Raw genomic sequence first — 25352 nt, 5'->3', positions numbered from 1 at the left:
TACCGCTGCTTTATTGAAGGCAGCTGTTATTGCCGGAGCAAATAAATTACCGGGAATCAGCGCTGCGGCAGCACCTGCAGATAACCACCAGGGATTTGGTTGTATCAGCGTAGACAATATCGTAGCACCAACCAGCCCCGCCAAAGCCTGGTTTATCGAATCCAAAAAATCGCTGAACACGGGTCAATCACTTGCGTTGACTGTTAAGATCCTTTCAAATAAAGTGGCGCTGAAAATTGTATTGGCGTACTCCGACTATCCTGGCAGCGCACTTGTAAATAATTTAAACCTGGTTGTCACAGCTCCAAATGGAAAAAAATATACAGGCAATACAGGTGTGGATGGCGTAACGACTTTTGATGCAAACAACAATGTTGAATCGTTGCTAATAAACAAACCTGTGGCTGGTAACTGGAAGTTCGAAGTGATTGCAGCGAATGTACCGCAGGGGCCGCAGGATTTTGCTCTTGTTTATATAGCTCATGCGTGATGCTCGTTGATTCATCATTATAGTCTTTGTACTCTTGCATGGGACCAGCACTATGATGCAACAGTTTGTTTCATTCCTTCGCACCGTTGGGAGCGGGATGGTGCTTTTGTTTGGCTGTGTCCCGTGGTTAGTTTGTTTCCTGATTTCGGTGGTTGCTGTTGTCTCCGATCATCTTTTTTGCCCTGATCGGCTGCAGTAACTCCAACCACGGTACGAAGGCCAAACAAAAGCACCATCCCACTCCCAACTCACTCATCCATTTGGGGGACTATGCGACCAGTCATAACACTTCTTACTATTCCTCCATTGCAGGTCGCATAGTTAAATTCATTGCCGGTATCATCAAAGCATTCATAGTGCTAATCGCTTTAACTAATATATCAAGGGCTTCAGCTGGGGATCTGCAATTGACTGGAAGGATCACATTGGACTAAAGAAGTAGAACTGCAACCTGTAAGGCTTGCAACTAAGTAACGCGGTAACGTTTTTACGTTGCAATGCAATGTTCAGCTATTCTTATTTTGGTATGTATCATTGGTAAAGGCCAGGTTCACGTTGCTGGCGAATTGAAGTGGGTGGTTTCAAACACAGAAATAGAGGGAGATAAAATAGAAATGTCGACAGCTGAATATCTAAATCTGAATTATCTACATCTGAATTGTTGAAGTTGAAGTATAATTCGACAAGCGTAGTTCAGCGAAGCAAAGAGAAGCTTATCAGGATAATTGCAATTGAGACTATTGCATAGCGAAAACTGCATGCTGCAACGGAATGCTGACAACTGAAGTGCTAATAATGGAATGCAGAGACTGCAATCCTGATAACTGCGATAAGTGAATGTTGAATTTTGTTGTGCTGGTCGCATATCCGCTTAAGTGATCGGGGTTGGAACGTGCAGGATGGGCCTGAGGTTGGTTTGATTTGCCACCTTCGATTCCTGTTCGGAGTTACTGAAGCCGATCAGGGCGGGGCAGCAACTACCGCTGAAAGAATGGTTAACAAAGCCGATCAGGGAACAAAAAGCTGATCGGAGACAAGAACCACCAGCAGTATGAACAATGGTATTAACCAGGAATCACAGCGGCAAATCAAACCAACCGAAAGGCCCATCCGGCGAAGTGAATAACCGAGTGAACGCCATGAACGTGTAAAATGAAGACACTAAATCGATGGCCGTTTGATCAGCGAAAACGGCACCTGCACCTGTGCCCGGGAATTTGTGAGAATCAGCCTGGCTGCCAACTGTCCCATCTTCTGAAAATCAGTAGAGATAGTTGTAATACCATCACGGATGATTTTTTTTATAGGTGTTTCATTATATGAGATGATGCCAACATCCGTACCCAGATCAATTTTTTGAACCACTATCCTTTCAACAAGAGTCACAAGGTCCGTTTCAATCAACGTTATGTAGAGATCACCTTTCATGGTAACATCTTTCAAAAGATCAGTTACGATTACATATTTGAATTGATGCTTTTTGCAAAAAAGCCTGAAACCCTGTAGAATTTCATCCGGAAAATAGCTGTCGGCAGGGAATACAATTTTTATCGTCCTGTATTTGTTGATGGATGCACGCGCTTCTTCCAACGCTTTATAAATGTCCTGTTCGAAATGTTCGTAAACAGCAGCATACTCGCCGGCGACGGTATCCACTTTTTTATCGAGCAATAACAGTTTATGTTTTGGGATCCTGTTTATGATCTTGCCGGCTTCCTTCCTGTTATTCAGAAAATGAGGTATGATCACATAATGTGTATAATCCCTGCTTTTTTGTTCTATGAGGTTTTTAAAAAAAGTGAAATCATTATTGTAGATAAAGAGATCGACTGTGACACCTTCACCCATTTCTTTAACAAAAGCATCGTAAATAATTTTTTTATGAGCGCTAAGCTTGTTAAAGAAAATCGCTATTAGTAATGAAGACTTAGAAGTATTACCGGTAATAAAATAACATTTTCCGGGTACTGAATCCATCACTTTTATTTTCTGAAGATGCTTATAAGCCTTTTGAGCGGTGGGCCGGGAAACTTCCAGTTCGTCACTTAAATCGTTTATAGAAGGCATCAACAAACCCTTTTTGAAACTGCCCTCCCTCACACAGGAAACGATTGAATCAGCAAGTTGCAGATATTTCGGTACGGACGAAAAGGGGTCAACTGAAAGCTTCTTCAATACATCAATGGTAGTCATCATTTGCTTTTAAAACTCTTATCAAAACAAAAATATAAAAACAACCATGGAGTTGATAAAATTTAATTTATTACTGGTCATAAGAGTCATAAGCTTCCAGACGAAAATTCAGATAGAACTACCCTTTTCCATAAACCAGGATAATCAACTACAAATGCTTGTTCATCGATGTTCAAAACAGCTTTAAAATCTGAATCAACATTTTCATACATATAAACCCGGTCGTCCAATCTTGTATACCGCTGTCGCATAGGCTTTGGCATTAGTTCCGGGAGATCAAAATACAACACTGTTATTTCTGACTGTTCACCAATTTGTAAATCTAGTCTTTTTATGGCAAGGGTATTTGTAAACGGCGTGAATGAAATATCGGGAACCGTGCAGGCATCAAGACCAGGCATATTAACTCCATCTGCCTGCCAGCCGCCTGCTGTTGAACTTGACAATCTGATTTCCTGTTCAGTGTCACTTATCAACTTTATGAAAATAAAACTCACTTTCCATGTAGAATCTATCTTTAACTGGTATTCGATATGAACAGGGATTCCTTCTACTTCTCCTGTTATAAAACTTCTGACCTCCTGATCTGTTGCGGAAGATGTCAGCTTCAGGTATTCCGAAGTGTTGAATTGAATTCCTTTCCAGACCCGGGTTTGAATTGCAGACATTTTTATCACGAGGTTTTATTGATGATAAATCAATTATTTAAGATAAATCAGCAATTGATGATAAATCAATTTTGCGATGAATCAGTTTTTGCGATGAACCAGTTTTGCGATGAATCAATTTTTGCGATGAATCAATTTTTGCAATGAATCAGTTTTTGCGATGAATCAATTTTGCGATGAATCAGTTTTTACCATGAATCAGTTTTGATTATCAATCAATCCAAGAATTGAATTGCTCTTTCTATTTGAGATAAGCTGAATACATCCAGACAGATTTTTCCTGCTCCCGGATATAATCGCTCATGAGTGCATTGGTGCCTTCATCATTTGCTTCGGAGGAAAGGTGAAGTAATTCCCGCTCTCCATCAAGCAGGATCCGAAAACCATCGAGCACGGCTTCAATTGCCTTATTTCCGTCGAAAATATCAGTGATTTCCTTTATCGTAGCATTTTTCAGATAATCTGAAAAAGAATGAAGGGGTTTATTGCCAAGCGTGAGAATACGTTCAGCCACCTCGTCAACCTTTGTCAGGGCATCTGTATATAATTCTTCAAACTTTAGATGGAGTTCAAAAAATTTGTTCCCTTTGATATTCCAGTGAAAGCCTCTTGCATTGATATAAAACAATTGCAGGTCAGACAAAAGCAGATTTAATTTATTGGCCAGTTCTTTTGATTTTGTTTCTTCAATTCCGATTTGATTTATCATATTGTTTGTTTTAGTGAAAATTTGCAGATCCTTTACCGTTGCTATTGAATTTTCTGCTGCATCGCAAAGGCGTCCTGAAATTAAAAAAGGCGCAATTTTTAAAAATTGCGCCCCTGAAATTAAGAATTGCTGCTGAACTTATTTATTAACTTTTATCATTCGTTTGAACACTGAAACTGTTCCATATTCAACCTTCAGACTATAGATTCCATTACTGATTGCTCCATGGTCATTTAGTTTTACCGGCGTCACTCCTTTATAAACATTATGATTTATTGATTTTATAGTCCGGCCATAATTATCCAGTATGGATATTTTTACCGTCCCGTCTGCAGGGGCGATCAAATCAAAACTAAGCTGGCTGTCAAAAGGGTTAACAACATTTTTGACTTCGAACTCAATTGCAGCGGGGCTTAACAAGATGGTCCTGCTGTATTTTATCTGTCCGTTTTCTTTTATCGCTATGCGATAATAAGTAACCACTTTAAGTTGAACGGGGTCTGTGAATGAATAATTTTCACCAAAACCTTTAGGTGCTTTCCCATTTACTGAACCTATTACTTCGAAATTAGTTCCATTGCTACTTTTTTCGATGTTGTATTGAATTCCGGTTTCTTCATTTGAACTTGTCCAATCGATTATGCCGTATGAATTTTTAAGAACTCCTGAAACATTTGTGAGGTTCGTCTTAAGCACCCACATACAGTTCTGAACCATAACCTGGATGGTTCTGATTGCGCGGAATGAACAATCTATATCAGCAAGGTTTGCTGTTGTACTTGCCACTCTTAATCTAAACAGATTTTTATGTGTAGATGAATCCCCGATCACAGAAGGACCTGTCGCAGTATATTCATGCTCTGTTCCATTGTATACAGGCGTGGTATTACCACCATATCCTGTACTCACCCAGGTTGTACCGCTATCAACACTTCTTTCCCAGATCCAGTGCGTAAAATTATCATAGTAACTGACAACGTTAGCCGACATACTTTGTCCATCACCATAACATACATTTACAACAGGTGCGGCCGGATTCATTACGAGTGAAGGCGAACAGGTGGCTACACCGATATCGTCAATTGCCCAGTCATTTCCTCCACCTCCGGGAGCATTATTACGGATGTTGATTACCATCTGCGTTTCCGCAGGACCCGTTCGATAAGTAAACCCTTTTTTAATCCACTTACCGGTATATAACACATCCCCTGTTGTATAATAATCAAATCCATTAATGTTGAATGTAAGGTTTGGATGAACCCCTGAAGAATCACCAGGTCCCGTGGGAATGTAAGTGGAAGCTGTGGCTCCTACACCGGTTGAATCTCCGCCACACTTTCGGCAGATATTGCGGAACCAGGCAGAATACTCATAGGAAGTATTCGGACAAAGATTTTTAACGGTATCCTGAAATGCTGTATCTGCCCGGTATGCTGCATTAATCACAACCATGTACCCGCCACTCTGCCCTCCATTTACATGTGTCGGATCGTTGCCTTCCAATGGGTCCGAAGCCCCGGTATGATCGCCAATAATATCCCACACATCAAAAACACGTTTGCTTGCATCTGTTTCCAGGCGATTTATGGAATAGTCGGTTGTAGCATTAGCACTTGTGTTATTTGAAATACCATAAAAATAATCGCCGGGCGCATCCACACCAAAAGGTACATATGCATAGTTTAAGGGGACCTTTGTTGAGGCAATCCGGTCCTTGGTAGGACCAGAGCCAAAGGTTCCGCCTGATTCCGAAATAATTCCGTTTGAGCCTATTGTATTTGTGCAAATTCCATAGTTCGCGTAAACTACAGCCGGGATAGGCGAAAAAGCTATTGTTGTAGTCGTATTGTTGGGCCGCCTATAAGAAATAGAACCACCGCCCATTTGAAGCACGGTACCATAAGGGATTGAGTTTACTTTCACCCTGTATGAAGCGATCAGAATACATTCACCACCAAATAGGCTGGGTCTGTCGGTATTGCGGATACTACCCCCGGTTGTTGAAGTAGCTCCGTTTCCAAGATTGATAGTAACGGTTCCGGCAACAATGCGTCCTGCATCGGTGTCAGCTATATCTGTCCATTGCCTGAAGGTTTTTCCTTCGTTTGTAAGTATGCGTAAAGAACCTGGAATGTAAGTGGTATTTGCGGGTACATTGTCAGTAAAAACTGTATTGAAAGTAGCATTTGTCTTAACATTGATAACCGATCTTATCTCTAGTTCATCATCAGGTTCTATAGTACCACCGTTGGATCCTTTAGTGATATTCACGTATGTCTTCCCGTTATGTACCGATGGGTCAGATGAATTGCGGATACAAATCCTGAAATTCCAGGAATTTGCATTTTGTGTACTGGCATTACTATAAACCCTGACATAATAGGTGCCAACCGCCAGCGGAGCTCCGGCCGGTCCCACAGACAACGCATCATTATTTGTATTTGTACAATTTATTGGTACCAGGCCCGCACATGTACCGGCAAACAACTGGAGACGTAGTCCGGCAGCCCTGAATTGCGTGCCAGGATTATCAATCCTGATTTCGGGATATCTTGTAGTTGCAGTAGCAGTAAAAGAATACCAGACATCCGGCGAATTTGGATCACCGCAGTTCTGTGTAATGCCAGTAGTTGGAAGCGCATTAAACAGCGTTCCGTTTGTGGTAGTACCACAGTTAGTACCAGTGCCTACAGTTAAACCAGTTGCCCCTGTACAGAGGTCATTAGCAGGTCGCGCAGGGTCATCAATGCATATACTAAATGCTCCGCGGGCCAGGGTATTTGGAAAAGTGTTAGTCGTCGAAAAAACTCTTATATAATAAGTCTGACCGGTGTTTAAGTTTGGTGTTGTATAAGAATCGTTACCACAGCCTATACTTACAAAACTTCCACAACTTCCTGAAAGAACCTGAACTTTTGGATTTGCAAAATAAGTATTGTTATAGTCTGATATGGTAATCGTAGGATTGACTGACTGGGCGACGAAAGTGAACCAGACATCGTATCTGTCAGTACCCGCTACGCAGGTTGATGCACCAGATGCTGCGGTATATGTCGCCTGGTAAACATTCCCGGGATCCTCAATACAAGTTGCCTTAGATGTAAGTGGAGTAGCATTTGCACATAAATTATTTGCTGGCTGTGCAAAAGCCTTGAATTGGGCCAGGCAAATAAAAACCAATACGAGAAAAACGCTGTGCAATAGCCAGGCACGATTAATTTTAGGTTTCACGGGTATTCGGGTTAATATATTAGGGATTATTCTAATCAAAGGTATTGCGGGATTCCGCTAAATGCAACGTATAAATACTAATTCTCGCTTTGAGACGGGTTTTGCATCAATTTTACCTCTGAATATTTTCAATCAGGTAGTGAAACGGAGCTAAGTGTTTATTATTATGCAGATCTAATTATTAATTAGATCCTCCTAATAATAATTTGATAAATAACTAAATAAATACAAAATTTTATTTACCCAATGCCGTTAGTGGATCTAAACCGATCCAAATCCAAACCAATGAAAAATTATTTATTACTCCTGGTAACGTTTGTTATTATTTCAAATCAATTACACTCACAACTAACCGGGCCCGGCAGCCGGATGGGCGAAGTTTTTCAAAGAACAGATTTAGTAGATGCAACACCTGGTCTTAACGATCCATGGGAAATTACTTATGGATCTGATGGGAAACTTTGGATTACGGAATCAAAGGGTTATAAAATTCAAAGATTAGATCCCTCCACCGGCACGGGCACTACGGTGTTGGACCTGGCCACTATTTCACCAAATTCATGGCGAAAAACCTGGACATCCCCCGCCCCTCAGGGTGGATTGATGGGATTAGCACTTCACCCCGACTTTATGGATCCTGTCACTCCAAAAAAATATGTATATATAGCTTATGTCCATGATTATGTCGGGCAAAATCAAACCTATAAAACAGAATATGTATCCGGGCATTTATTCAGAACCTGGCTGGTTCGGTTTACATTCAATGGTACCTCCCTGGTAAGCCCTATAGCAATATGCGATACGATTACCGGTAGTAATGATCATAATTCCGGCAGGCTTATTATTAAGCCAGAACCTGATGGAAAAAATTACCTGTTTTATGCAGTTGGAGATATGGGAGCCGGTCAGTTTGACAATCAGGCCAGGACAAATAAAGCCCAGTTCACAAACTCTTATGAAGGGAAAATTCTTCGATTCAATCTGGAACAAGACCTTGACACAGACCTTTCTGATAAATGGATCCCAAATGACAATCCCTACACTGCCTATGGAAAAAAGAATGCTGTATATGCAATTGGCATCCGAAACAACCAGGGCTTTGCTTATGGTGTCGTTAATGGTGTCGGACGTTTATATGGAAGTAGTCATGGACCTTTCAGTGATGACGAACTTAACCTGATTGACAAGGCAATAAATTATGGCCACCCGAATGTAATTGGTTATAATGACGGTAATTATGATGGTGCCAAAGCCGGACCATTGGCAAGTAATCTTCCCGCAATAACCAATGAAAACACATACATCACCAACACTATTGGTGCAGCCAACTATGGGGAACCTTTATATTCTTTCTATGCCGCTCCTAAAGGCACCTCTACAACACTGTGGACGATTCAGCACATTTATACAAACGCCAACCTTCCTGTCGGTCACCCTAAAGCCGGAAATAAACCACAAAATGAAAATGGCTATTGGGCATCAGAAGGTGTTTCCGGCATGGACATCTACACAAACAGCATGATCCCGGGATGGAAAAATTCAATTTTAACCGGCACCTTGAAAGGTGGAAAAATTTTAAGATTGCAGTTGAATCCGGACGGACTTTCCGTAAAGAAAACCGCACCTTATGATACCATTGGTATATTAAGAAGTCCAAACAGGTTCAGGGACATTGCATTTTCACCGGATGGAAAATCAATGTTTGCCGTGATCGACAGAAGTTCCTCTACATCTGGCCCCACAACGGACAACCCTATCATCAGCGCTTGTGCAGGTTGCGTTCAAAAATATACTTTTCTTGGGTATGAGAACATTGGAAATACAAGCTCCCTGCCCGACATCGTAGATATCGCGGCTGGTACACCCAATAGTTGTCAGGCTGCGAATACAATTAACATTAATACCGCCAATAATAACTACTGGGTTCCGATAACTGATAACAACAGCAACATTGTGGCAGAAATAAAAGCAAACGGAAATAATCTCGGAAATGTTTCTACTTCACTCTATGTTAAAACCGGCAGTTTGCGTGAATACGGCTTAAACAAATTACTTTATCTCAACAGGAGCCTGACTATAACCCCTCAAACACAACCGAATTCCGATGTAAATCTTAGAATTTATCTGACCGAACAAGAGTTTCTCGACTTGAAAGATGCAACTAACTCGCTGAACCAGCCAAGTGGAATAACGGGCGTTTCAAATCTTGGCATTTTTAAGAACAGCGATCCATGTGCGGCAAGTATCACTGGTGCAATAGCACCGGTAATAAATAACTACCAATTAACAAGAAATAGTAATGGGTATGTACTTCATGTAACTATCAGCAGTTTTTCAACTTTTTATATTGCCAATTCCACGGCATTATTACCATTGGGTCTCATTAAATTCAACGGAAATCTTGTAAATGGTGTTACGCAATTGAAATGGATAACCCAGGAAGAAGAAAATACTGTAAATTATATTGTACAACGATCACTGAACGGGCTCGATTTTGATTCAATAGCTACTGTCAAAGCACAAGGAGGTTCATTTAAACATAATTACCAGGCGACGGATCCTGCGGTTACATCAATGCCAGGTTCAAAAGTTTTCTACAGGCTAAAAGTCAATGATGTTAATGGTGGGTATAGCTATTCCGATATAGTTTCTATTGGATTAAATAACAAGAAAGGAACTGTTACCGCCCGTCCAAACCCGGTTTATAACCTGGCAACAATTGATATAAATGCTATAGCAGCTGAGTCAGTGAAATTAGATTTAACCGACAATACAGGCAAAGTCATTAAACAAATAAGAGCAACAGTGAGCAAAGGGAACAATTCAATTAATATCAATATGAGTATGTTACAGGCCGGTATGTATTACCTCAAGGTAAGTGGTACCCATATCAGTCAGGTAGTTAAATTGCAAAAACTATAAGAATCCTGTATAAATAAAAGCCTTCTTCACAGGAATATGAATTTTAAAGATCCGCCCAAAAAGCGGATCTTTTTTTGTTTAAATTGCAACAATGGAGGATTTTACAATTGATGTAGGTCGCGTGGAAGAACTACAGATGATCAACGATATCCAGGAGCTTGAAATCATTTTTCAAAAAGCTAAAAGTGCAATTGTAAATGGTGCAACTGTTCATCTTGCAAGGAAAAACAAAATGGGAAAATTAGATCCATTCGAGCATTTTACCACTTTACCTGACCTTTCTTCTTACAAGAAATCAGTTTACAAATATCTTAAAACCGAATGAAGAAATATTTGCTGACCAATCGGCAGAAACAATTTTCGGCAGAAACAATTTTTCATCATCTTCTGATTAGCTTCGGCTAAAAAAATCTTTTAGCTGAATTGAAAAATTCTTTTAGCTGAATTAAAAAAAATTAAATAAACACGGAAAAATTAAATGCTAACATCAACATTGACATTGAATATCCTGGAAAAAGCTCAGCTGCTTTGGGATTATCATCATATGAATCATCAGCCACGGCAGTCTGATTGCATATTGGTACTTGGTAGCCACGATCTTCGGGTCGCCGAACGCGGGGCGGAACTGTATCTCCAGGGTTATGCACCACTACTGGTATTTTCAGGAGGGCTGGGAAACTTTACGAAGGAAACCTGGACCAGTTCTGAAGCTGATCTTTTTGCAGAAAGAGCCATTGAAATGGGAGTTCCGGATCATGTTATCCTGCGGGAAAACAAATCCACTAATACCGGCGAAAATATCCAGTTCACACAAAAACTTCTTCAAAAACATGAACTGGATCCGGATACCTTTTTACTTGTTCAAAAGCCTTATATGGAGAGAAGAAGTTATGCCACCTTTAAACAAAACTGGCCGGAGAAACAGTTAATTGTTACCTCTCCCCAGGTTAGCTTTGAAGACTATCCAAACAATGAAATCCCAATTGAAAAAGTTATAAACATCATGGTCGGTGATTTGCAGCGGATCAAGTTCTACCCCGCAAAGGGTTTTCAGATTTACCAGGAAATACCGGATGATGTATGGGCTGCTTGTGAGCTACTGATATCATCCGGCTTTGATAAACACCTGATGAAAGATTAAGAACAAGATAGATTTCAAAATCTAAGATTAAACAGGGAACCGACTAACTGCGTTTATTGACTGCAATACAAAAATGATATCATGAAAGAGTTGAGAGAAATAGTGAAGGCACACAAACAAGCGGTTAATGAAAATAAACGTACCGCCCTCGCGACGGTTGTTCATATCGAAGGTTCTTCTTACCGCCAGCCGGGTGCCCGGATGTTGATTACGGAAGATGGTATGCTGACTGGCGCAATCAGCGGTGGTTGCCTGGAAGGCGATGCTTTGCGCAAGGCTTTGCTGGTGATTGCCAACGCGAACCCGGTAGTCGTAACCTACGACACCAGTGATGAAGATGATTCAAAGATCGGAATTGGCCTGGGTTGTAACGGAATCATCCAGATTCTGATTGAACCAGTAATTGAAACGGAACCATTGAATCCGATAAAACTGATCGAACAGCTGTTCAGCAAAAGAGAACCGGCTGTACTTGCCACGCTCTTTTCGCTTGAAGATCGTAAATCCAAATCTGCAGGAACAAGATATTTGTTGCAGAAAAATGGCCCCGAATTATCATCAGTCACAGATAATAATCAACTTGAATTGCTACGAACACAGGCCGGATCAGTTTTCAGTAAAGGAGAGTCTTCTATTGTCGCTAAACTAATCGAATCAAAATTCGATTCGCTGTTTTTCCTTGCATTACCATCATTGTCAATAGTTATCATCGGTGCAGGCAATGATGTGATACCGCTTGCTTCTATAACCTATACCATGGGCTGGGAAACGACAGTAGCCGATGGACGACCAAATTATGCGACCGTTGCGCGCTTTCCTACTGCCACCAGGGTGCTGGTTACTAAACCATCAAAGGTTCTTGATGAGATTGTGGCGGATGACAGGACTGTCTTTTTATTAATGACGCACAATTATAATTACGATCTTACTTTGTTGAAACAATTGTTGGCAACACCAACAATATATATTGGCATACTCGGACCAAGAAAAAAGACTATTAAAATGCTGGGTGAGATACAGGATGAAAGTAAGAAACTGACCAGTGAGCAACTCGATAAAATCTACGGACCAACAGGTCTTGATACCGGTGCTGAAAATGCAGAAGAAATTGCCCTGTCTATCTGTGCAGAGATCAATGCTGTAATCAACGAGAAGTTTGGAACAAAACTCAGGACCAAAACTGATCCAATACATGCTTCTTCCAATTCACTCAGATAAAACTTAACAACATTCATAAAACTTAACAACATGCAGGAATTTGTAATTGTGATCCTTGCTGCGGGTGAATCCAGCAGACTGGGCGAACCTAAACAACTGTTAATTTATGAAGGTATCACGTTCCTGGAACGTTCAATACAATTAGCTTCAGCCTTAGCCGGCGACAAAGTTTGTGTTGTACTCGGAGCTAATGCAACTACTATACTTAAGAAGGTGCCACAGGCCGCGCGTCTGAGTATTATAAATGATAAATGGAAAGATGGAATGGGCACTTCTATTGCCCTGGGATTGAAGACTGCTTTAAATCTTTATCCCGTGATAAAGTCTGCTATTTTCATGACGGTGGACCAACTCTTTGTGACAAGCGAACATTTAAAAGCATTGGTCAGTCTGCACGAGCAATCTGGTAAACCAATTGTGGCTTCTTCGTACCAGGATGCTGCCGGAATTCCGGCACTCTTTGATCAAACTTTTTTTAAGGACCTGCTAAATCTTGAAACTGATAAAGGAGCAAGGGACATTATTCGTAGTCATGATCATCAGGTTGCAAAGCTCGCATTACCGGGAGGTGAAGTTGATATAGACACTCCAGAACAATATGCTTTGCTTCAAAACAGGAGAAACTAAAGCGGAACATATATTTCCTATATTTATCAAAAGTATCATCAAATGAAAAAAACATGTTCAGTTCTAATCGTAATAATTTTTATGGCAATTACAAATGCAGATAAGGTTAATGCACAAACAACTCCTTCATCAGGTTCTGGTAAAAGTTTACGTCATGTAGTACTTTTTAAATTTAAAGAAACTTCATCAGCAGAAGATGTTACGAAAATAGAGAAAGCTTTTGCCGGCCTTTCAAAAACCATTTCGTTGATCAAGTCATTTGAGTGGGGTACAAACAACAGTCCTGAAAATTTGAACCAGGGTCTCACACATTGTTTTCTAGCTACTTTTGCAAGTGAAAAGGACCGCGATGCTTATCTGGTACATCCAAAACATGTAGAATTCACTAAAATTGCCGGGCCGCATATTGACAAGGTAACCGTGGTAGACTATTGGGTCAAATAAATCATTGAAATATTTCTGAATATTATCAGGATAATCAAAATAGAAAACGGCCACCTGCTTAAGCGGTGACCGTTTTCTATTTTTAATTATTCAACCGAAGTGGTAAATTCTGTATCCACATCCGTACTTGACTTTGGACTGTCTACCGGGTCATCCGTGGCTTTTGAACCATTCGGATAATGTCTGAGCACAATCCGGATTTTGCCAGCTCCTTTAGCACCGGTGGTCCAGGTACTCATGATTCCAACAGGGACCCCATTTCCATCATTACTGAAATTATTCACTGTAATATTTGAGCTGGTAGAAGGTAAATAATAAAACCGGTGGTCGGCTCCCTCCTCTTCTACCTCGGCTGTCACATCCTCAACAGGGTTGGCAGTTTTGTTAAACAATTTTAGCTCTACGTCATAGACTTTATTCGGCGATAGTCTTATTACATCAATGACCGGTGCAGCAGAACCTGCTCCAAAACCATCGGGATCATCGAATTTATAAATGAAATGGTTAAAGGTTACACGCTCCATAATATGAAGTTCAAGCGTAGTTACCACCTCGTTATCATTGTCTTCTTCTGCAACCTCTTTGCTGCATGCGTTTAAAAACAACATCAAAGCAATTGCTATCGTGAAATTTCCAAAATATTTTTTCATGTATTGAGTTTTAAAATTCGAATCGTAATTCATATTTTTTGATCATTAAAAACTAAATTTCAGCCTGAGTTGTACATTTCTTCCTGCTTCATCAACATAGTAACGGAAGCTGTTAAGGTACTCGCGATAACTTGTATTTAAAAGATTGTGAACCCCCGCACCAAGGGTAAAAGGATGTTTACCGAAACGCAGCGTCACTGCCGCATTCAGGTTTACGAGGTTATATGCAGGAGGTGGTTCCTTATAATCCTGTTTGCCAAACTTATCTCCCGGCACCCTGCTTTGCTTAAAAACATTCGCTAACTCCAAACCAACATAAGGTTCGCTGACATGTTCATTTCCTTTAAATGTGTAAACCAGTTCATTTGAAATCCTGTCTGCAGGCATTGATATCAGCCAATCATCAATGTTCCTGTTATATGCTCTCAGCACGGAAGCTTTGGAACTAAGCGCCAGCTGTTTAAGAAAATGATAACTGAAAGCCGCATCGAATCCTCTTAATAAAGCATTCGTTTGCTCATACACTATCTTTGGAAACGCACCGGCAATGGTAAGTACCGGTTCATCCGGTTTCGGCTGCTGATAAATAAAATCCCTGATATAATTATTATAGAGTGTCAGCTCTGCAGTGAACGTTTTCCGGGCATTTGCATAATCAAATCCCACCGATAAATTGTAAGACTTTTCAGGCGAGAGGTTGATATCCCCTACTTCATAAGTTGCCGTGCCATGGTGAATACCGTCACTTAGCAATTCATTCACATGGGGAGCCCGGCTTGCATGAGATAAGTTTACATTGACATGCATGTCCGGCCTGATTGTGTAAGCTGTATTCAGGGATGCTCCAAGTGTTGAAAAATCAAAATCATGCGACGTTAATACAGCGTTTCGAAGTCGCTGTGTGGAAAAAGCTTTATAATCATATCTTATTCCTGCCTGTATATCCCATTTCTCTTTTTTCCATTTTTCAAGCCAGTAGCCCCCATAGGTAGCCGATATATAATGTGGGATAAAATAACGACCAGTGTATGAATTGTCCTGCTGCATAAATGAGATCCCGGCTGTTCCCTTCAGGTTGAACACCGATGGATGTTCCCAGGACAAATCTTCCGTAAGTGTAAGAATTGACAAATTAAGCTGAGGTTTAAGGTTTGTGCTGCTCCTGACAATATCATATTCTTTTCTTTCATTGTATTGTGCAGCCATTGTAAGCTGAAACTTGTTGGCTCCTTTGTAAAGATTTGATCGGAGTTTGAACAAACGATGCGATACTTCCTGGTTTGGCCGGCTGATCTCATAGCCTTTTTCGTTCAGGAAAATATCATCGGGTTTTGGAGCGGCAATCGCCTCTTTCAAATCTGTCAGATTGCCGATATGTGAACCTGTAAAGATCCCGGCTTTTGTATGGAACTGGCTATAAAAAGCCTCCAGGTTATAATGTTCTTTTTTCCAACCTACCGTTACAGAAAAATTTTCTTCCTGTAGTGCTGTGTTGTTCAACCTGTAATCCGGGGTACGCACATTTGCTCCACGTTTAAAAGTACCCTGCAGCCTGTAACTGAATGCGGGCATTTTTTTCAACTGTTGTTCATAGACCCCGGAAACCACGTACTCGTTATTGTTTGTGAAATAAACGGTATTAATCTCTCCATGGTTGCCTGGAAGATAACGGAGCGGTTTGGGATCCACAAGTATTACACCGCCTATGGCATCTGAGCCATATTTCAATTCATCCACCCCTTTTATTACTATGAGCTTATCAGCAATAAAAGGATCAATCTCCGGTGCATGTTCATTGCCCCATTGTTGTCCTTCCTGCCTTACACCGTTGTTGATGGTTAGTATCCGGTTACTGTGTAAACCGTGTATAACGGGTTTAGCGATAGTTGAACCGGTCTGAAGCATGGTAACACCATTCAATTTCGCAAGTGCTTCAGCAAGGGATAAACCGCTCGCCTGTTCAAGACGGGTACCGGAGAGTTCCTGTTTGAATCCTGTATTAGTCAGCTGTTTTGTACCAGACACAATTACTTCCTGCAGGTTATTCTTCAAATGAGGTAGCAACAGGTCGATATGAGTATTTTTTTCGATCGCTACTGTTTGTGATATTGGTTCACACCCAACATGGGTAACCTCGAGTTCATAGGTCCCGGGGCAGAGTTTCATAAAAGTGAAATCCCCGTTATCGTCAGTGGTCACTTCACGATTTATTGACCTGATAATTACAGTAGCACCTGAAAGCTGATCCTTCGTATCGGAATCTTCGACATGCCCCTTCAGGGTTAGATTACAATCCTGCGCACTGGTATTTAACCAGCCGCTGCAAAGCAGAAAAACTATTAATAAGTATCTCACACCAATAAAATGAATGATTAGAAACAAACCTCCGCGGGCAGGCAGAGATTAAATCAGAATAAAGATTTCAATCAGGAAATTGCAGGCGGACCACGAAGAGAACTAAGATCCAGGTCATCAGTTTCGCGGATACAAACCTGGGTTTTGTTTCTGACACTATTGAAAAGGGGACATTCGGGAGAGAATAAATGTTCTGTAGTATCATAAGCCTGCTGCAGGAAAAGATTATCTACACTACAATTGAACGTTTCAGCAGATAACTGTGTCTTTCCCGGGTGGCTGGCCCATTTAATATGTTTGTGATTGGTAACAAAATTGTGCAATACCTGGCGGGGCAGCAGGCTCAGGCCGAAAACAAAAAGGATCAGCAGCGCCCTTAATCTATATGTATTGTCCTTAACAGGCATCTTTTGTTACAATGTTGCAAATATACGGGTTCCGGTGAATATAAATAAAACCACCCTAAACAATTTACATTTGCAGATACATCTTTAAAAATGGCTATAACAGTTTTATTTTTTGGACAATTGGTGGAAATAACCGGCTCCGGAGAGCTACTAATCTGCGAAACTGCCGGAATTGAGGACTTGACAGATACAAATGAAAAACAGGAAACAAATGTATTAACATCTGCAAAACAAAAAACCGTTACTAATCAGATCATCGATACAAGGCAAATATCCGGTACAAAAGAACTGAAAGAGTTGCTTCTGTCCCGTTTCCCCCGGCTGGCGGATATTGTTTTTAATATTGCCGTCGACACTGTCATAATTGAGGAAGATACCAGGCTGAAGCCCGGGAGCATCATAGCATTGTTGCCGCCATTTTCCGGAGGGTGAACACCTGGAATTCAGAGGTTTCACGATCCGACGGTATCATTGATATTTTAATAGATGAATGTATAAAATGCAGACATGTCTGAACAAATGAAAAACATTTTTATTAAGGGGAAAATCACCGCGGATTTCATAGCAGATTCCATTTCGAAACACCAGTCTAAAACGAATATTGGCGCACATAGCATTTTCCTTGGCCAGGTGAGAGCAGATGTAATCGGTGGAAATAAAGTTGTAGCAATCGATTATACGACCTATGAAGAAATTGCCCTTTCCAAAATGCATGAGATCCGCGAATTGATCTTTGCGAAATATTCTTTAACCTGTATGCATGTTTATCATAGCCTGGGGACCGTTAAAGCCGGGGAAGTCTGTTTATTTGTGTTTACTTCGTCAAAACACCGGAAGGCTGCCACTGAAGCTTGTTCAGAAACAGTGGAGCTCATAAAGGGCGGATTACCTGTCTGGGGAAAAGAGATATTTGATGACGAAACGCATCAATGGAAAATAAATAATTAAGAATGGTTGATATCACGCACAAGGTTTCAAGTTTAAGGAAGGCAATAGCAATGGCAGTCGTGAAAGTTTCGACGCAGGCCACCATTGATCGCATAGTCCAAAAAACAATTCCGAAAGGTGATCTGTTTGAATTTTCCAGGGCTGCGGGTTTACTGGCTGTAAAAAAAACCAGTGATGTAATACCGGATTGCCATCCTTTGCCCGTGGAGTATACAGCCATCAGGCATACCATCAAGGGACTTGAAATTGAGGTCGAAGTGGAAGTTCATACTATTTATAAAACCGGTGTTGAAGTGGAAGCAATGCATGGTGCAGCTATCACTGCACTAACTATGTATGACATGCTTAAACCGATAGATAAGTCAGTTGAAGTAGGCACAATAAAACTGGTTTCAAAACATGGAGGTAAAACTTCTTTCCCGGCAGATTTAGCCCGGGATCTTCGATGCGCTGTAATTGTGTGTTCAGATACCCTGGCTGCCGGAAATGGCGAAGATGAGAGCGGCAAAAAGATTATCGAAAAGCTTAAAACATTTGATGTTGAAGTATCGGGATATACTATAATCAGCGATGATTTTGATGGCATCCAGGCAATGGTGAAATCTCTTTCTCAAGAGAACTACAACCTCGTGATTTTCAGTGGCGGAACCGGTTTATCTCCCCGTGATAATACTCCTGACGCTGTTCTGCCTTTGTTAAATGTTTCAATACCAGGCATCATGGAAGCTGCCAGGAATTATGGCCAGGAAAGAACGCCCTATTCAATGTTATCCCGTGGCGTTGCCGGTTTTATCAATAACACACTGGTGATCACCTTACCAGGCTCCCCAAAAGGAGTAGAAGAAAGTATGAACGCCTTGTTCCCATATATTTTTCATATTTTCCGGGTGGCAGGTGGCATGCGCCATTAACCATAAAAATAATATTGAACGGATGAAACGATTGCTTTTATTTTCCTTACTCAGTTTTGTTTTGATATTAAATGCAGAAGCTCAGCGCAAGCCTGGTCTTCCGAGGCAGTTTATTGAATACCAATTCAGATCAGGTGCAGACCAATACCGTCTTTTAAGAACAAAGACGCCTGACAACCTCTTCCCAAGAAGTTATGCAACAGATCTTGATCGCGAAGTGACGAGCAAAAGTGATTGGTGGTGCAGTGGATTTTATCCGGGCTCACTTTTTTTATTGTTTGAATTTACACGCCATGATTCCTTAAAACAGGAAGCTTTAAGAAAATTGAATTTGCTGGAAAAAGAAAAAGATAATAAAGGAACCCATGATCTGGGGTTTATGATGTACTGCAGCTTCGGCAATGGCTTAAGGGTATTGAAGGACTCATCTTATGTACCCATTCTTATAACTTCAGCGAAATCGTTGATGACAAGGTATAACGCCAAAACACAAACGATAAAGTCATGGGATCATGGTAAATGGGCTTATCCCGTAATCATCGACAATATGATGAATCTTGAGTTGCTGACCTGGGCAACAAAGGTTACAGGTGATTCATCTTATTACAAGGTGGCTGTGAACCATGCAAACACCACCATGAAAAATCATTACCGACCTGATTATAGTTCCTACCATGTGGTGGATTATGATACGTTGACGGGTAAAGTATTGAACCGGCAGACCGCACAAGGTGCATCTGATTCATCAGCCTGGGCAAGAGGCCAGGCCTGGGGTCTTTATGGTTATACCATGATGTACCGTGAAACCGGTATAAAAGCTTACCTGGAACAGGCAAGGAAGATTGCAGCGTTTATGTTAAATCATCCGAACATGCCAAAGGATAAGATTCCTTATTGGGATTATAATGCGCCTGGTATACCTAATGCGTTGAGAGATGCTTCAGCTGCGGCCATCATGAGTTCAGCCCTGTTGGAATTATCAAAGTTTGTTGAGAATAAAGAGAAAGATCAATATATCAGCGTGGCTACAGCTGTTCTGAAAACGCTTGGATCACCTGGCTATAAAGCTGCTGCCGGCAAAAACGGTGGATACCTGCTGATGCACAGTGTTGGCCATTTTCCACAGGGGTCAGAAGTAGATGTTCCCTTAACCTATGCCGATTATTATTTTATCGAAGCTTTGTGGCGATACTGGAACATGTTTTATAAGAATTAGTAAACACGGCTTCTCCAATAAGTACTTTTTATCCGAAAAGTATCATAGCAACCGCCAATGTGATTATGATGTTGAACAATTGGGCGATAAGGAATGCATAAAGTGGTTTGCGGTTATCGTGTTTAAACAGATCTGAAAAATTAGTCTCCAGTCCAATACTGGTGAACGCAAGAACAAACCAGAGAGACTGGATATTTTTTAAACTGTCTTTTACGTCAGTAACTATTGAAGGGCTCAACAAAAATGAAAAGATCAGGGAAGCTGCTACAAAGCCGAGCACAAATTTTGGAAAGCGGTCCCAGATGATTCCAAGTGTCGGTTTGCCATCCGGCAAAGCTGCATTTGCATGATTTGTATAGGTCCAGTAAATAGATATAGCGAAAGCTGCCACACCAAGCAAAACGTTCTGCGAAAATTTCACAATCGTGCTTATTTTAAGGGCAGTCTCCCCCACAAGAGAACCTGCCGCAACAACAGCACCTGTTGTATCAATACTTCCCCCGAGCCATGCGCCTGTTACCTCCTGGCTGAGGCCGAAGTAACTCGCCAGGTAAGGCATAAAAATCATCATCGGTATTGCTGTAATTAATACAAGTGAGATTACATAGGAAAGTTTTTTGGTATCACCCTTGATAGCCCCGGCGGTAGCAATGGCAGCTGAAACCCCACAAATGGAAACAGCACTCGAGATCATCATAGTGAGTTCTTCATCTATTTTCATTTTTTTGGAAAGCCAGAAAGCAAAATACCACACTGATAACACCACTATAAGGGACTGTAACAAACCATAACCGCCAGCTTTAAGTATGTCGGCAAATATTACACTGGTGCCAAGTATTACGAGACCAATCTTTACAAAAAATTCCGCAGATAAAGCTGACCGGAACCATTCGGGTAATTTGAAAAGATTACCTATAAACAGTCCGAACGCAAGGCTGAAGATAACTGCTTCAAGGTTTAAATTTTTCACACTTTTATTTCCGGCAACGATCACAGCAATCATGGTTACCACATAAATTAAAGGAAAAACGATAGCCATATGCCTGAGTGGCTTAGCTGTAAGGAAAGCACCTAATAAAGCAATTACAAAAACGAAGAGAAACTGCAATCCAATCAACCCAAGATTTTTTGCTGTAAGAATCTTGCTTGTTAAGTCAGCACCACTGCTCCAGCTGTAGGCAGGAACTGCAGGTTTAACGCCGGCAATCGCCAGCACAATTACAAGAAATCCCAATATAACCACAACCCAATCTTCGTGTAACCATGAACGTTTTTGTACTGCAACCATCAGAGTGATTTAAGATCGATATGAAAAATGTCTTTCAAAGCCCGGCGCGCTGCATAATAACCACACATACCATGAACACCACCACCAGGCGGTGTTGAAGCGGAGCAAATATAAAGCCCTTTTGCAGATGTGCAATACGGAGAAAACCTGAGGGCAGGACGCGTAAACAGCTGTGAGAGATCAATGACGCCACCATTTATATCCCCTCCAATATAGTTGCGGTTGTATTGATACAACTGGCTGGTGTTCATGGTATGTTTTCCGAGGATAAGATCCCGGAAACCTGGAGCAAATCTTTCAACCTGGTTCTCTATCTCAGTTGTCATATCTTTTTCTGAACCGTTCGGAACATGACAATAGGCCCAGGCAGTATGTTTGCCTGCCGGCGCACGGGTTTCATCAATAATGGACTGTTGGGCAAGCAATACAAAGGGCCTGGCAGGATGTTTACCATCCCAGGTCTCTTGCTCAGATGCGCTAAACTCCTCCAACGTATTACCCAGATGCACTGTACCTGCCTCACGGCAATGTGCAGCCGTAAAAGGGATGGGGCCGTCAAGGGCCCAGTCTATCTTGAAAGTCCCCATCCCGTACCGGTATTTTCTTAACTGCCATTTATAGATCGGAGATAAACGTTCGCCTGCGAGTTTCAAAACCTGGTCAGGAGAAGTGTCGAAAAAAATGGTCTTTGTGGATGGTAGTTCTTTGAGTGATTGTACCGCTTTCCCCGTCCGGATCTCGCCGCCAATAGATAAAAAATAGGCAGAAAGTGCATTGGCTATCGATTGGGAACCTCCTTTGGCCACCGGCCATCCCCGCGCATGGCCTGCGATAGTCAGAACCAAACCGAAGGCAGCTGTTGCATAATTACTTAATGGCTGTATTGCATGAGCGGCCATTCCTCCGAAAAGAGCCCTGGCCCCGGTGGTTTTAAATTTTTTTGCAAATGATAGTGCCGGTTGAAGCCCCTTGAGTCCAAAAGAGGCAAGCTGTAAAGGGTGCGATGGCCACCTGAACGGCCCGAGAAGTTGACTGGATAATTGTTGCCACTGATCCGCAAGCGGTGTAAAGATTTCAATATAACGGTTCTTATCAACCCCAAGCTGATCTGCAGTTTTAGCTATATCGGTAAATAAAGCTGGCGCATCACCGTTGTCTAATGGGTGAGCTGCCTGGATTGCGGGATAAATATACTCAAGCCCAAAATCGCTTAAAGGAAGAAGCTGGAAAAAAGGAGACCCGGCTGCGAGGGGATGAATGGCGGAACAAATGTCATGCACATAACCTGGCAAAGAAAGCTCTGACGAACGGGTACCTCCACCCACCGTTGGTGCAGCTTCCATCAAAAGCACAGCCAAACCCTGCTGTTTCATGGTAATAGCAGCTGCGAGCCCGTTCGGACCTCCGCCAATAACCACTGCATCGTAATCTGTGTCTGGCATTTAAAAGTGGCCGGTTAAAACCTGGTCGATATAGTAATTCCCAGTGTTTCTGGATTTCCGAGATGCACAGCACCGAAATCATAAGCATATGCGATATATTTCTTTCCGCCTATGTTACGCCACCAAAACATGAGTTCAAGATTCCTGGAAGTGAATCCAGCTCTTGCATTCACGAGGTTATATGATGGCTGAATAATTTTATTTGCAAGATCAAAATATTGTCTGCCCAGTCTTGTCCACTCTCCTCTCACTACAACATTAAACGGATAACGAACTTTTATCGGCAAACTATACTGTGCTGCGAGCATTGAGGAGGATCTCGGTGTAAAGATCTGCCGGTTACCGCCAAGATCCACTTCACCGCCGTCCTGCGAAACCTTAAGATCCTTATATATTGCCTCAGTGACGCCGAAGCTATAGTCAATCTCGAGACCTTTTATCACATTCGCAGCTATCTCCAACTCGGCACCTTTGCTGGTGAGTTTGCCGGCATTCCGGGTAATGGTTACCGCATCAGGCAAAACCAGTGTAGGAACCTGTGCATCTGTGACCTGGCTCGTGAAAACGGCCAGGTTCAAACGTAAACGGTTGCCGAGAAAAGTATTTTTGAATCCGAATTCAAGATTATCACTGTATTCCGGATCGAAGGGGTAAAGTGGCGGTTGTGAAGGATCGCCCCCCTGTGCCAGTGGTGTTAAACCACCTGTTCTGAAACCGCGGCTATAAGTCAGGAAAAATTTTGTGTTGTTGTTTGCCCGGAATGAAAGTCCAACCTTGGGCGAAAATGCGTTGAAATTTGCTTTGGCGCTTGTATCGGGGCGTGTTTCGAAAATCGGGTTGGGATCAGGATCCTTTGCATATTCACCCAAAACTTCAAGACTTTTCCATTCCTGGTCGAACCGGATACCGGCAATTAAATCCAGTTTAGAAGTGATGGAATAGGTGCCCTGGCCATATAACGCAACCCCCGTATTTTTACCCGTCGAGGTGTTAATCGTAGAAAAATCAGCATCGGGAACACCTAAAAATGCTGTGTCCTTTCCGATATGTGTCGCCTGCTTCACCGGATTGTCCTGGTAAAAGAAATAGGCTCCTGCGGTCCACTTCAGGCGCGAAGATGAAGCTGTCGGACTGGTGAATTTGAACTCCTGTGTAAATACTTTGACCTTGTTCCACTGGCCACCAAAATCATTGATAATGGTATACATATCAGCGGGAGAAAAATCACCATCCAGCGGGTTGTCATAAATCCGGCGGTTTGATTGGTATGCTGTCTGGCTGCTGAAATTAAATCCGGTACCGGTATGAACCAGGGAGAGAGACGTGTTTAGCGTATTATCACGCATTTCAGCGACCGCATTCTGACTCAGATGATATGGATTATTAAACGCCTCTTCCCCGCTCCCTACCATCGGGAATGCACCATTATTGCGGTTGTTCTGATGTTTAAAATTTAAGGTTGCCGACCATCGTGGGGAAGCAATATATTTCAGATAATAATTTCCTGCCAGGTTTTTCTGGTCATCAAAAGTCGTATTGTTATAATCGTTCCGGTAATATCCATTTCTCTGGGAATACATGCCGGCTACCCCGATATAGAGTTTATCTTTTATTATAGGGGTCTTGTAACCCAGTTCATAACGCATTAACCCATAGTTTCCAAAATTTGCAGTTGCAAATCCACTGGAAGTGTTGGTTGGTTGTTTAGTGATAATGTTAATCACTCCACCCATGGCGTTTCTTCCATATAAAGTGCCTTGCGGACCTCTCAGCACTTCGATTCGCTCCACATCCAACAGCTGGGCGATGTAGGTGTCAAGTCCAAACTGGTTAACTCCATCAATATAAGTTGTTACTGCCGGGTCATAAGAGGTCGTCCCTATACCCCTGATGGTTGTAACATTTCTATCATCGCCCGAATTGGTAGAATAAAGATTTGGAACAATAGCGGTAATATCCCGGAGATTCCATAGCCGGTATTGATTTACCTGGCGTGCTGAAATAGCGCTGATACTTACGGGAATTTCCTGCAGCGAAGCTTCCTTTTTTTCGGCCGTAACCACTACCTGGTCAAGTTGATCCGAGGCCTCTGCCAGGCGGATCGACAACTTAACTTCATTACCTATTCCAACCTGGAAATCTTTATTTACCAGCGCGTATCCATTGGCGTTTATTCTGAGCACATATTGTCCAGGGCCCAGTCCTGAGAAACGAAAATTCCCGGCAGAGTCTGTGACCACCTCAATATTTGTATTTAGAACTGTTAAAACTGCCCTGGCGATGGGTTGTTCATCCTGGTTGGTGACCTTACCCGAAACCGCATCTCCCGTCTGTGCTGAAGCCCCTAAAAGAATAAAAAAACAAATCAAAAGGCTGAGTAATCGCTTCTTCATGATGCAAAGATATTAGTCCAATGTGTTTATACCACGATTTTAAAGCAATAAGTTTGTGCCATAATTGGTTGTAAATTATTAACTTAATAGTGTTCCCGC

The 25352-nt window shown here is 41.8% G+C and carries 21 protein-coding genes; 11 read left to right on the top strand and 10 right to left on the bottom strand.

Annotated features, from left to right (window positions below; translation table 11 throughout):
* A partial coding sequence (locus VK664_RS11420; RefSeq protein ID WP_461398788.1) for a hypothetical protein occupies positions 1-490 on the top strand: 490 nt, incomplete at its 5' end.
* A gap of 1161 nt (positions 491-1651) precedes the next feature.
* Here the strand turns inward: VK664_RS11420 and VK664_RS11415 are convergent.
* From VK664_RS11415 to VK664_RS11400, 4 genes are all read right to left on the bottom strand, one after another.
* Entirely contained in the window at positions 1652-2686 is a 1035-nt protein-coding gene (locus tag VK664_RS11415; RefSeq protein WP_461398787.1) for a GntR family transcriptional regulator, read from the bottom strand.
* An 83-nt stretch (positions 2687-2769) separates the two neighbouring features.
* Positions 2770-3351, bottom strand: a complete 582-nt coding sequence (locus tag VK664_RS11410) for a putative glycolipid-binding domain-containing protein (RefSeq protein WP_461398786.1) — start codon at positions 3349-3351, stop codon at positions 2770-2772.
* A 241-nt stretch (positions 3352-3592) separates the two neighbouring features.
* On the bottom strand, positions 3593-4060 hold the full coding sequence (locus VK664_RS11405) for a Dps family protein (protein WP_461398785.1): 468 nt from the start codon (positions 4058-4060) through the stop codon (positions 3593-3595).
* A 138-nt stretch (positions 4061-4198) separates the two neighbouring features.
* Complete coding sequence (locus VK664_RS11400) at positions 4199-7291, bottom strand: hypothetical protein (protein WP_461398784.1); 3093 nt, start codon at positions 7289-7291, stop codon at positions 4199-4201.
* A gap of 285 nt (positions 7292-7576) precedes the next feature.
* On the opposite strand from VK664_RS11400, the gene VK664_RS11395 reads away from it, so the two are divergent.
* From VK664_RS11395 to VK664_RS11370, 6 genes are all read left to right on the top strand, one after another.
* The gene (locus VK664_RS11395; protein ID WP_461398783.1) at positions 7577-10213 is read left to right on the top strand and encodes a PQQ-dependent sugar dehydrogenase; all 2637 of its coding nucleotides are present in this window, start codon (positions 7577-7579) and stop codon (positions 10211-10213) included.
* A gap of 91 nt (positions 10214-10304) precedes the next feature.
* Positions 10305-10538 (top strand): hypothetical protein, encoded by a 234-nt coding sequence (locus tag VK664_RS11390; RefSeq protein WP_461398782.1) that lies wholly within the window; start codon positions 10305-10307, stop codon positions 10536-10538.
* A 153-nt stretch (positions 10539-10691) separates the two neighbouring features.
* Positions 10692-11354, top strand: a complete 663-nt coding sequence (locus VK664_RS11385; protein ID WP_461398781.1) for a YdcF family protein — start codon at positions 10692-10694, stop codon at positions 11352-11354.
* Positions 11355-11435: 81 nt separating this feature from the next.
* On the top strand, positions 11436-12572 hold the full coding sequence (locus VK664_RS11380; protein WP_461398780.1) for an XdhC family protein: 1137 nt from the start codon (positions 11436-11438) through the stop codon (positions 12570-12572).
* Positions 12573-12602: 30 nt separating this feature from the next.
* The gene (locus VK664_RS11375; RefSeq protein WP_461398779.1) at positions 12603-13199 is read left to right on the top strand and encodes a nucleotidyltransferase family protein; all 597 of its coding nucleotides are present in this window, start codon (positions 12603-12605) and stop codon (positions 13197-13199) included.
* Positions 13200-13280: 81 nt separating this feature from the next.
* Positions 13281-13643 (top strand): Dabb family protein, encoded by a 363-nt coding sequence (locus VK664_RS11370; protein ID WP_461398778.1) that lies wholly within the window; start codon positions 13281-13283, stop codon positions 13641-13643.
* Between the two features lie 86 nt (positions 13644-13729).
* On the opposite strand, the gene VK664_RS11365 is transcribed toward VK664_RS11370, so the two are convergent.
* The 3 genes from VK664_RS11365 to VK664_RS11355 all read right to left on the bottom strand — a co-directional run bounded on the left by VK664_RS11365 (position 13730) and on the right by VK664_RS11355 (position 17055).
* A complete protein-coding gene (locus VK664_RS11365; protein WP_461398777.1) occupies positions 13730-14293 on the bottom strand; it encodes a hypothetical protein in 564 nt (187 codons plus the stop codon).
* Positions 14294-14338: 45 nt separating this feature from the next.
* Positions 14339-16648 (bottom strand): TonB-dependent receptor, encoded by a 2310-nt coding sequence (locus tag VK664_RS11360; RefSeq protein ID WP_461398776.1) that lies wholly within the window; start codon positions 16646-16648, stop codon positions 14339-14341.
* Positions 16649-16719: 71 nt separating this feature from the next.
* Entirely contained in the window at positions 16720-17055 is a 336-nt protein-coding gene (locus VK664_RS11355) for a hypothetical protein (RefSeq protein ID WP_461398775.1), read from the bottom strand.
* A 90-nt stretch (positions 17056-17145) separates the two neighbouring features.
* Between VK664_RS11355 and VK664_RS11350 the strand changes: the two genes are divergently transcribed.
* From VK664_RS11350 to VK664_RS11335, 4 genes are all read left to right on the top strand, one after another.
* A complete protein-coding gene (locus VK664_RS11350) occupies positions 17146-17487 on the top strand; it encodes a MoaD/ThiS family protein (RefSeq protein WP_461398774.1) in 342 nt (113 codons plus the stop codon).
* Positions 17488-17562: 75 nt separating this feature from the next.
* Entirely contained in the window at positions 17563-18003 is a 441-nt protein-coding gene (locus VK664_RS11345; protein WP_461398773.1) for a molybdenum cofactor biosynthesis protein MoaE, read from the top strand.
* 2 nt (positions 18004-18005) lie between these two features.
* Positions 18006-18914, top strand: a complete 909-nt coding sequence (gene moaCB, locus VK664_RS11340; protein ID WP_461398772.1) for a bifunctional molybdenum cofactor biosynthesis protein MoaC/MoaB — start codon at positions 18006-18008, stop codon at positions 18912-18914.
* A 22-nt stretch (positions 18915-18936) separates the two neighbouring features.
* Complete coding sequence (locus tag VK664_RS11335) at positions 18937-20130, top strand: glucuronyl hydrolase (RefSeq protein ID WP_461398771.1); 1194 nt, start codon at positions 18937-18939, stop codon at positions 20128-20130.
* Between the two features lie 28 nt (positions 20131-20158).
* Here the strand turns inward: VK664_RS11335 and VK664_RS11330 are convergent, their stop codons facing one another.
* From VK664_RS11330 to VK664_RS11320, 3 genes are read right to left on the bottom strand one after another with little or no spacing between them, the layout of a single operon-like run.
* On the bottom strand, positions 20159-21418 hold the full coding sequence (locus VK664_RS11330) for a YeiH family protein (RefSeq protein ID WP_461398770.1): 1260 nt from the start codon (positions 21416-21418) through the stop codon (positions 20159-20161).
* A complete protein-coding gene (locus VK664_RS11325; protein ID WP_461398769.1) occupies positions 21418-22860 on the bottom strand; it encodes a phytoene desaturase family protein in 1443 nt (480 codons plus the stop codon). Before VK664_RS11325 ends, VK664_RS11330 begins: the two co-directional genes overlap by 1 nt.
* Before the next feature lie 14 nt (positions 22861-22874).
* Entirely contained in the window at positions 22875-25253 is a 2379-nt protein-coding gene (locus VK664_RS11320; RefSeq protein ID WP_461398768.1) for a TonB-dependent receptor, read from the bottom strand.
* Positions 25254-25352: the final 99 nt, after the last annotated feature.

The organism is Flavitalea sp. (genome assembly GCF_035489435.1).
In the GTDB taxonomy this organism is placed as follows: Bacteria; Bacteroidota; Bacteroidia; order Chitinophagales; family Chitinophagaceae; genus DATHKG01.
This window is presented reverse-complemented; position numbering and strand designations above follow the sequence as displayed.

Excerpts from the sequence above, each read along its gene's own strand:
- VK664_RS11380 (WP_461398780.1), top strand. The coding sequence starts at position 11,436 with ATGAAAGAGTTGAGAGAAATAGTGAAGGCACACAAACAAGCGGTTAAT.
- moaCB (WP_461398772.1), top strand. The coding sequence starts at position 18,006 with ATGGTTGATATCACGCACAAGGTTTCAAGTTTAAGGAAGGCAATAGCA.
- VK664_RS11395 (WP_461398783.1), top strand. The coding sequence starts at position 7,577 with ATGAAAAATTATTTATTACTCCTGGTAACGTTTGTTATTATTTCAAAT.
- VK664_RS11345 (WP_461398773.1), top strand. The coding sequence starts at position 17,563 with ATGTCTGAACAAATGAAAAACATTTTTATTAAGGGGAAAATCACCGCG.
- VK664_RS11325 (WP_461398769.1), bottom strand. The coding sequence starts at position 22,860 with ATGCCAGACACAGATTACGATGCAGTGGTTATTGGCGGAGGTCCGAAC.
- VK664_RS11405 (WP_461398785.1), bottom strand. The coding sequence starts at position 4,060 with ATGATAAATCAAATCGGAATTGAAGAAACAAAATCAAAAGAACTGGCC.
- VK664_RS11350 (WP_461398774.1), top strand. The coding sequence starts at position 17,146 with ATGGCTATAACAGTTTTATTTTTTGGACAATTGGTGGAAATAACCGGC.
- VK664_RS11330 (WP_461398770.1), bottom strand. The coding sequence starts at position 21,418 with ATGGTTGCAGTACAAAAACGTTCATGGTTACACGAAGATTGGGTTGTG.
- VK664_RS11390 (WP_461398782.1), top strand. The coding sequence starts at position 10,305 with ATGGAGGATTTTACAATTGATGTAGGTCGCGTGGAAGAACTACAGATG.
- VK664_RS11320 (WP_461398768.1), bottom strand. The coding sequence starts at position 25,253 with ATGAAGAAGCGATTACTCAGCCTTTTGATTTGTTTTTTTATTCTTTTA.
- VK664_RS11415 (WP_461398787.1), bottom strand. The coding sequence starts at position 2,686 with ATGATGACTACCATTGATGTATTGAAGAAGCTTTCAGTTGACCCCTTT.
- VK664_RS11375 (WP_461398779.1), top strand. The coding sequence starts at position 12,603 with ATGCAGGAATTTGTAATTGTGATCCTTGCTGCGGGTGAATCCAGCAGA.
- VK664_RS11355 (WP_461398775.1), bottom strand. The coding sequence starts at position 17,055 with ATGCCTGTTAAGGACAATACATATAGATTAAGGGCGCTGCTGATCCTT.
- VK664_RS11410 (WP_461398786.1), bottom strand. The coding sequence starts at position 3,351 with ATGTCTGCAATTCAAACCCGGGTCTGGAAAGGAATTCAATTCAACACT.
- VK664_RS11365 (WP_461398777.1), bottom strand. The coding sequence starts at position 14,293 with ATGAAAAAATATTTTGGAAATTTCACGATAGCAATTGCTTTGATGTTG.
- VK664_RS11335 (WP_461398771.1), top strand. The coding sequence starts at position 18,937 with ATGAAACGATTGCTTTTATTTTCCTTACTCAGTTTTGTTTTGATATTA.
- VK664_RS11370 (WP_461398778.1), top strand. The coding sequence starts at position 13,281 with ATGGCAATTACAAATGCAGATAAGGTTAATGCACAAACAACTCCTTCA.
- VK664_RS11385 (WP_461398781.1), top strand. The coding sequence starts at position 10,692 with ATGCTAACATCAACATTGACATTGAATATCCTGGAAAAAGCTCAGCTG.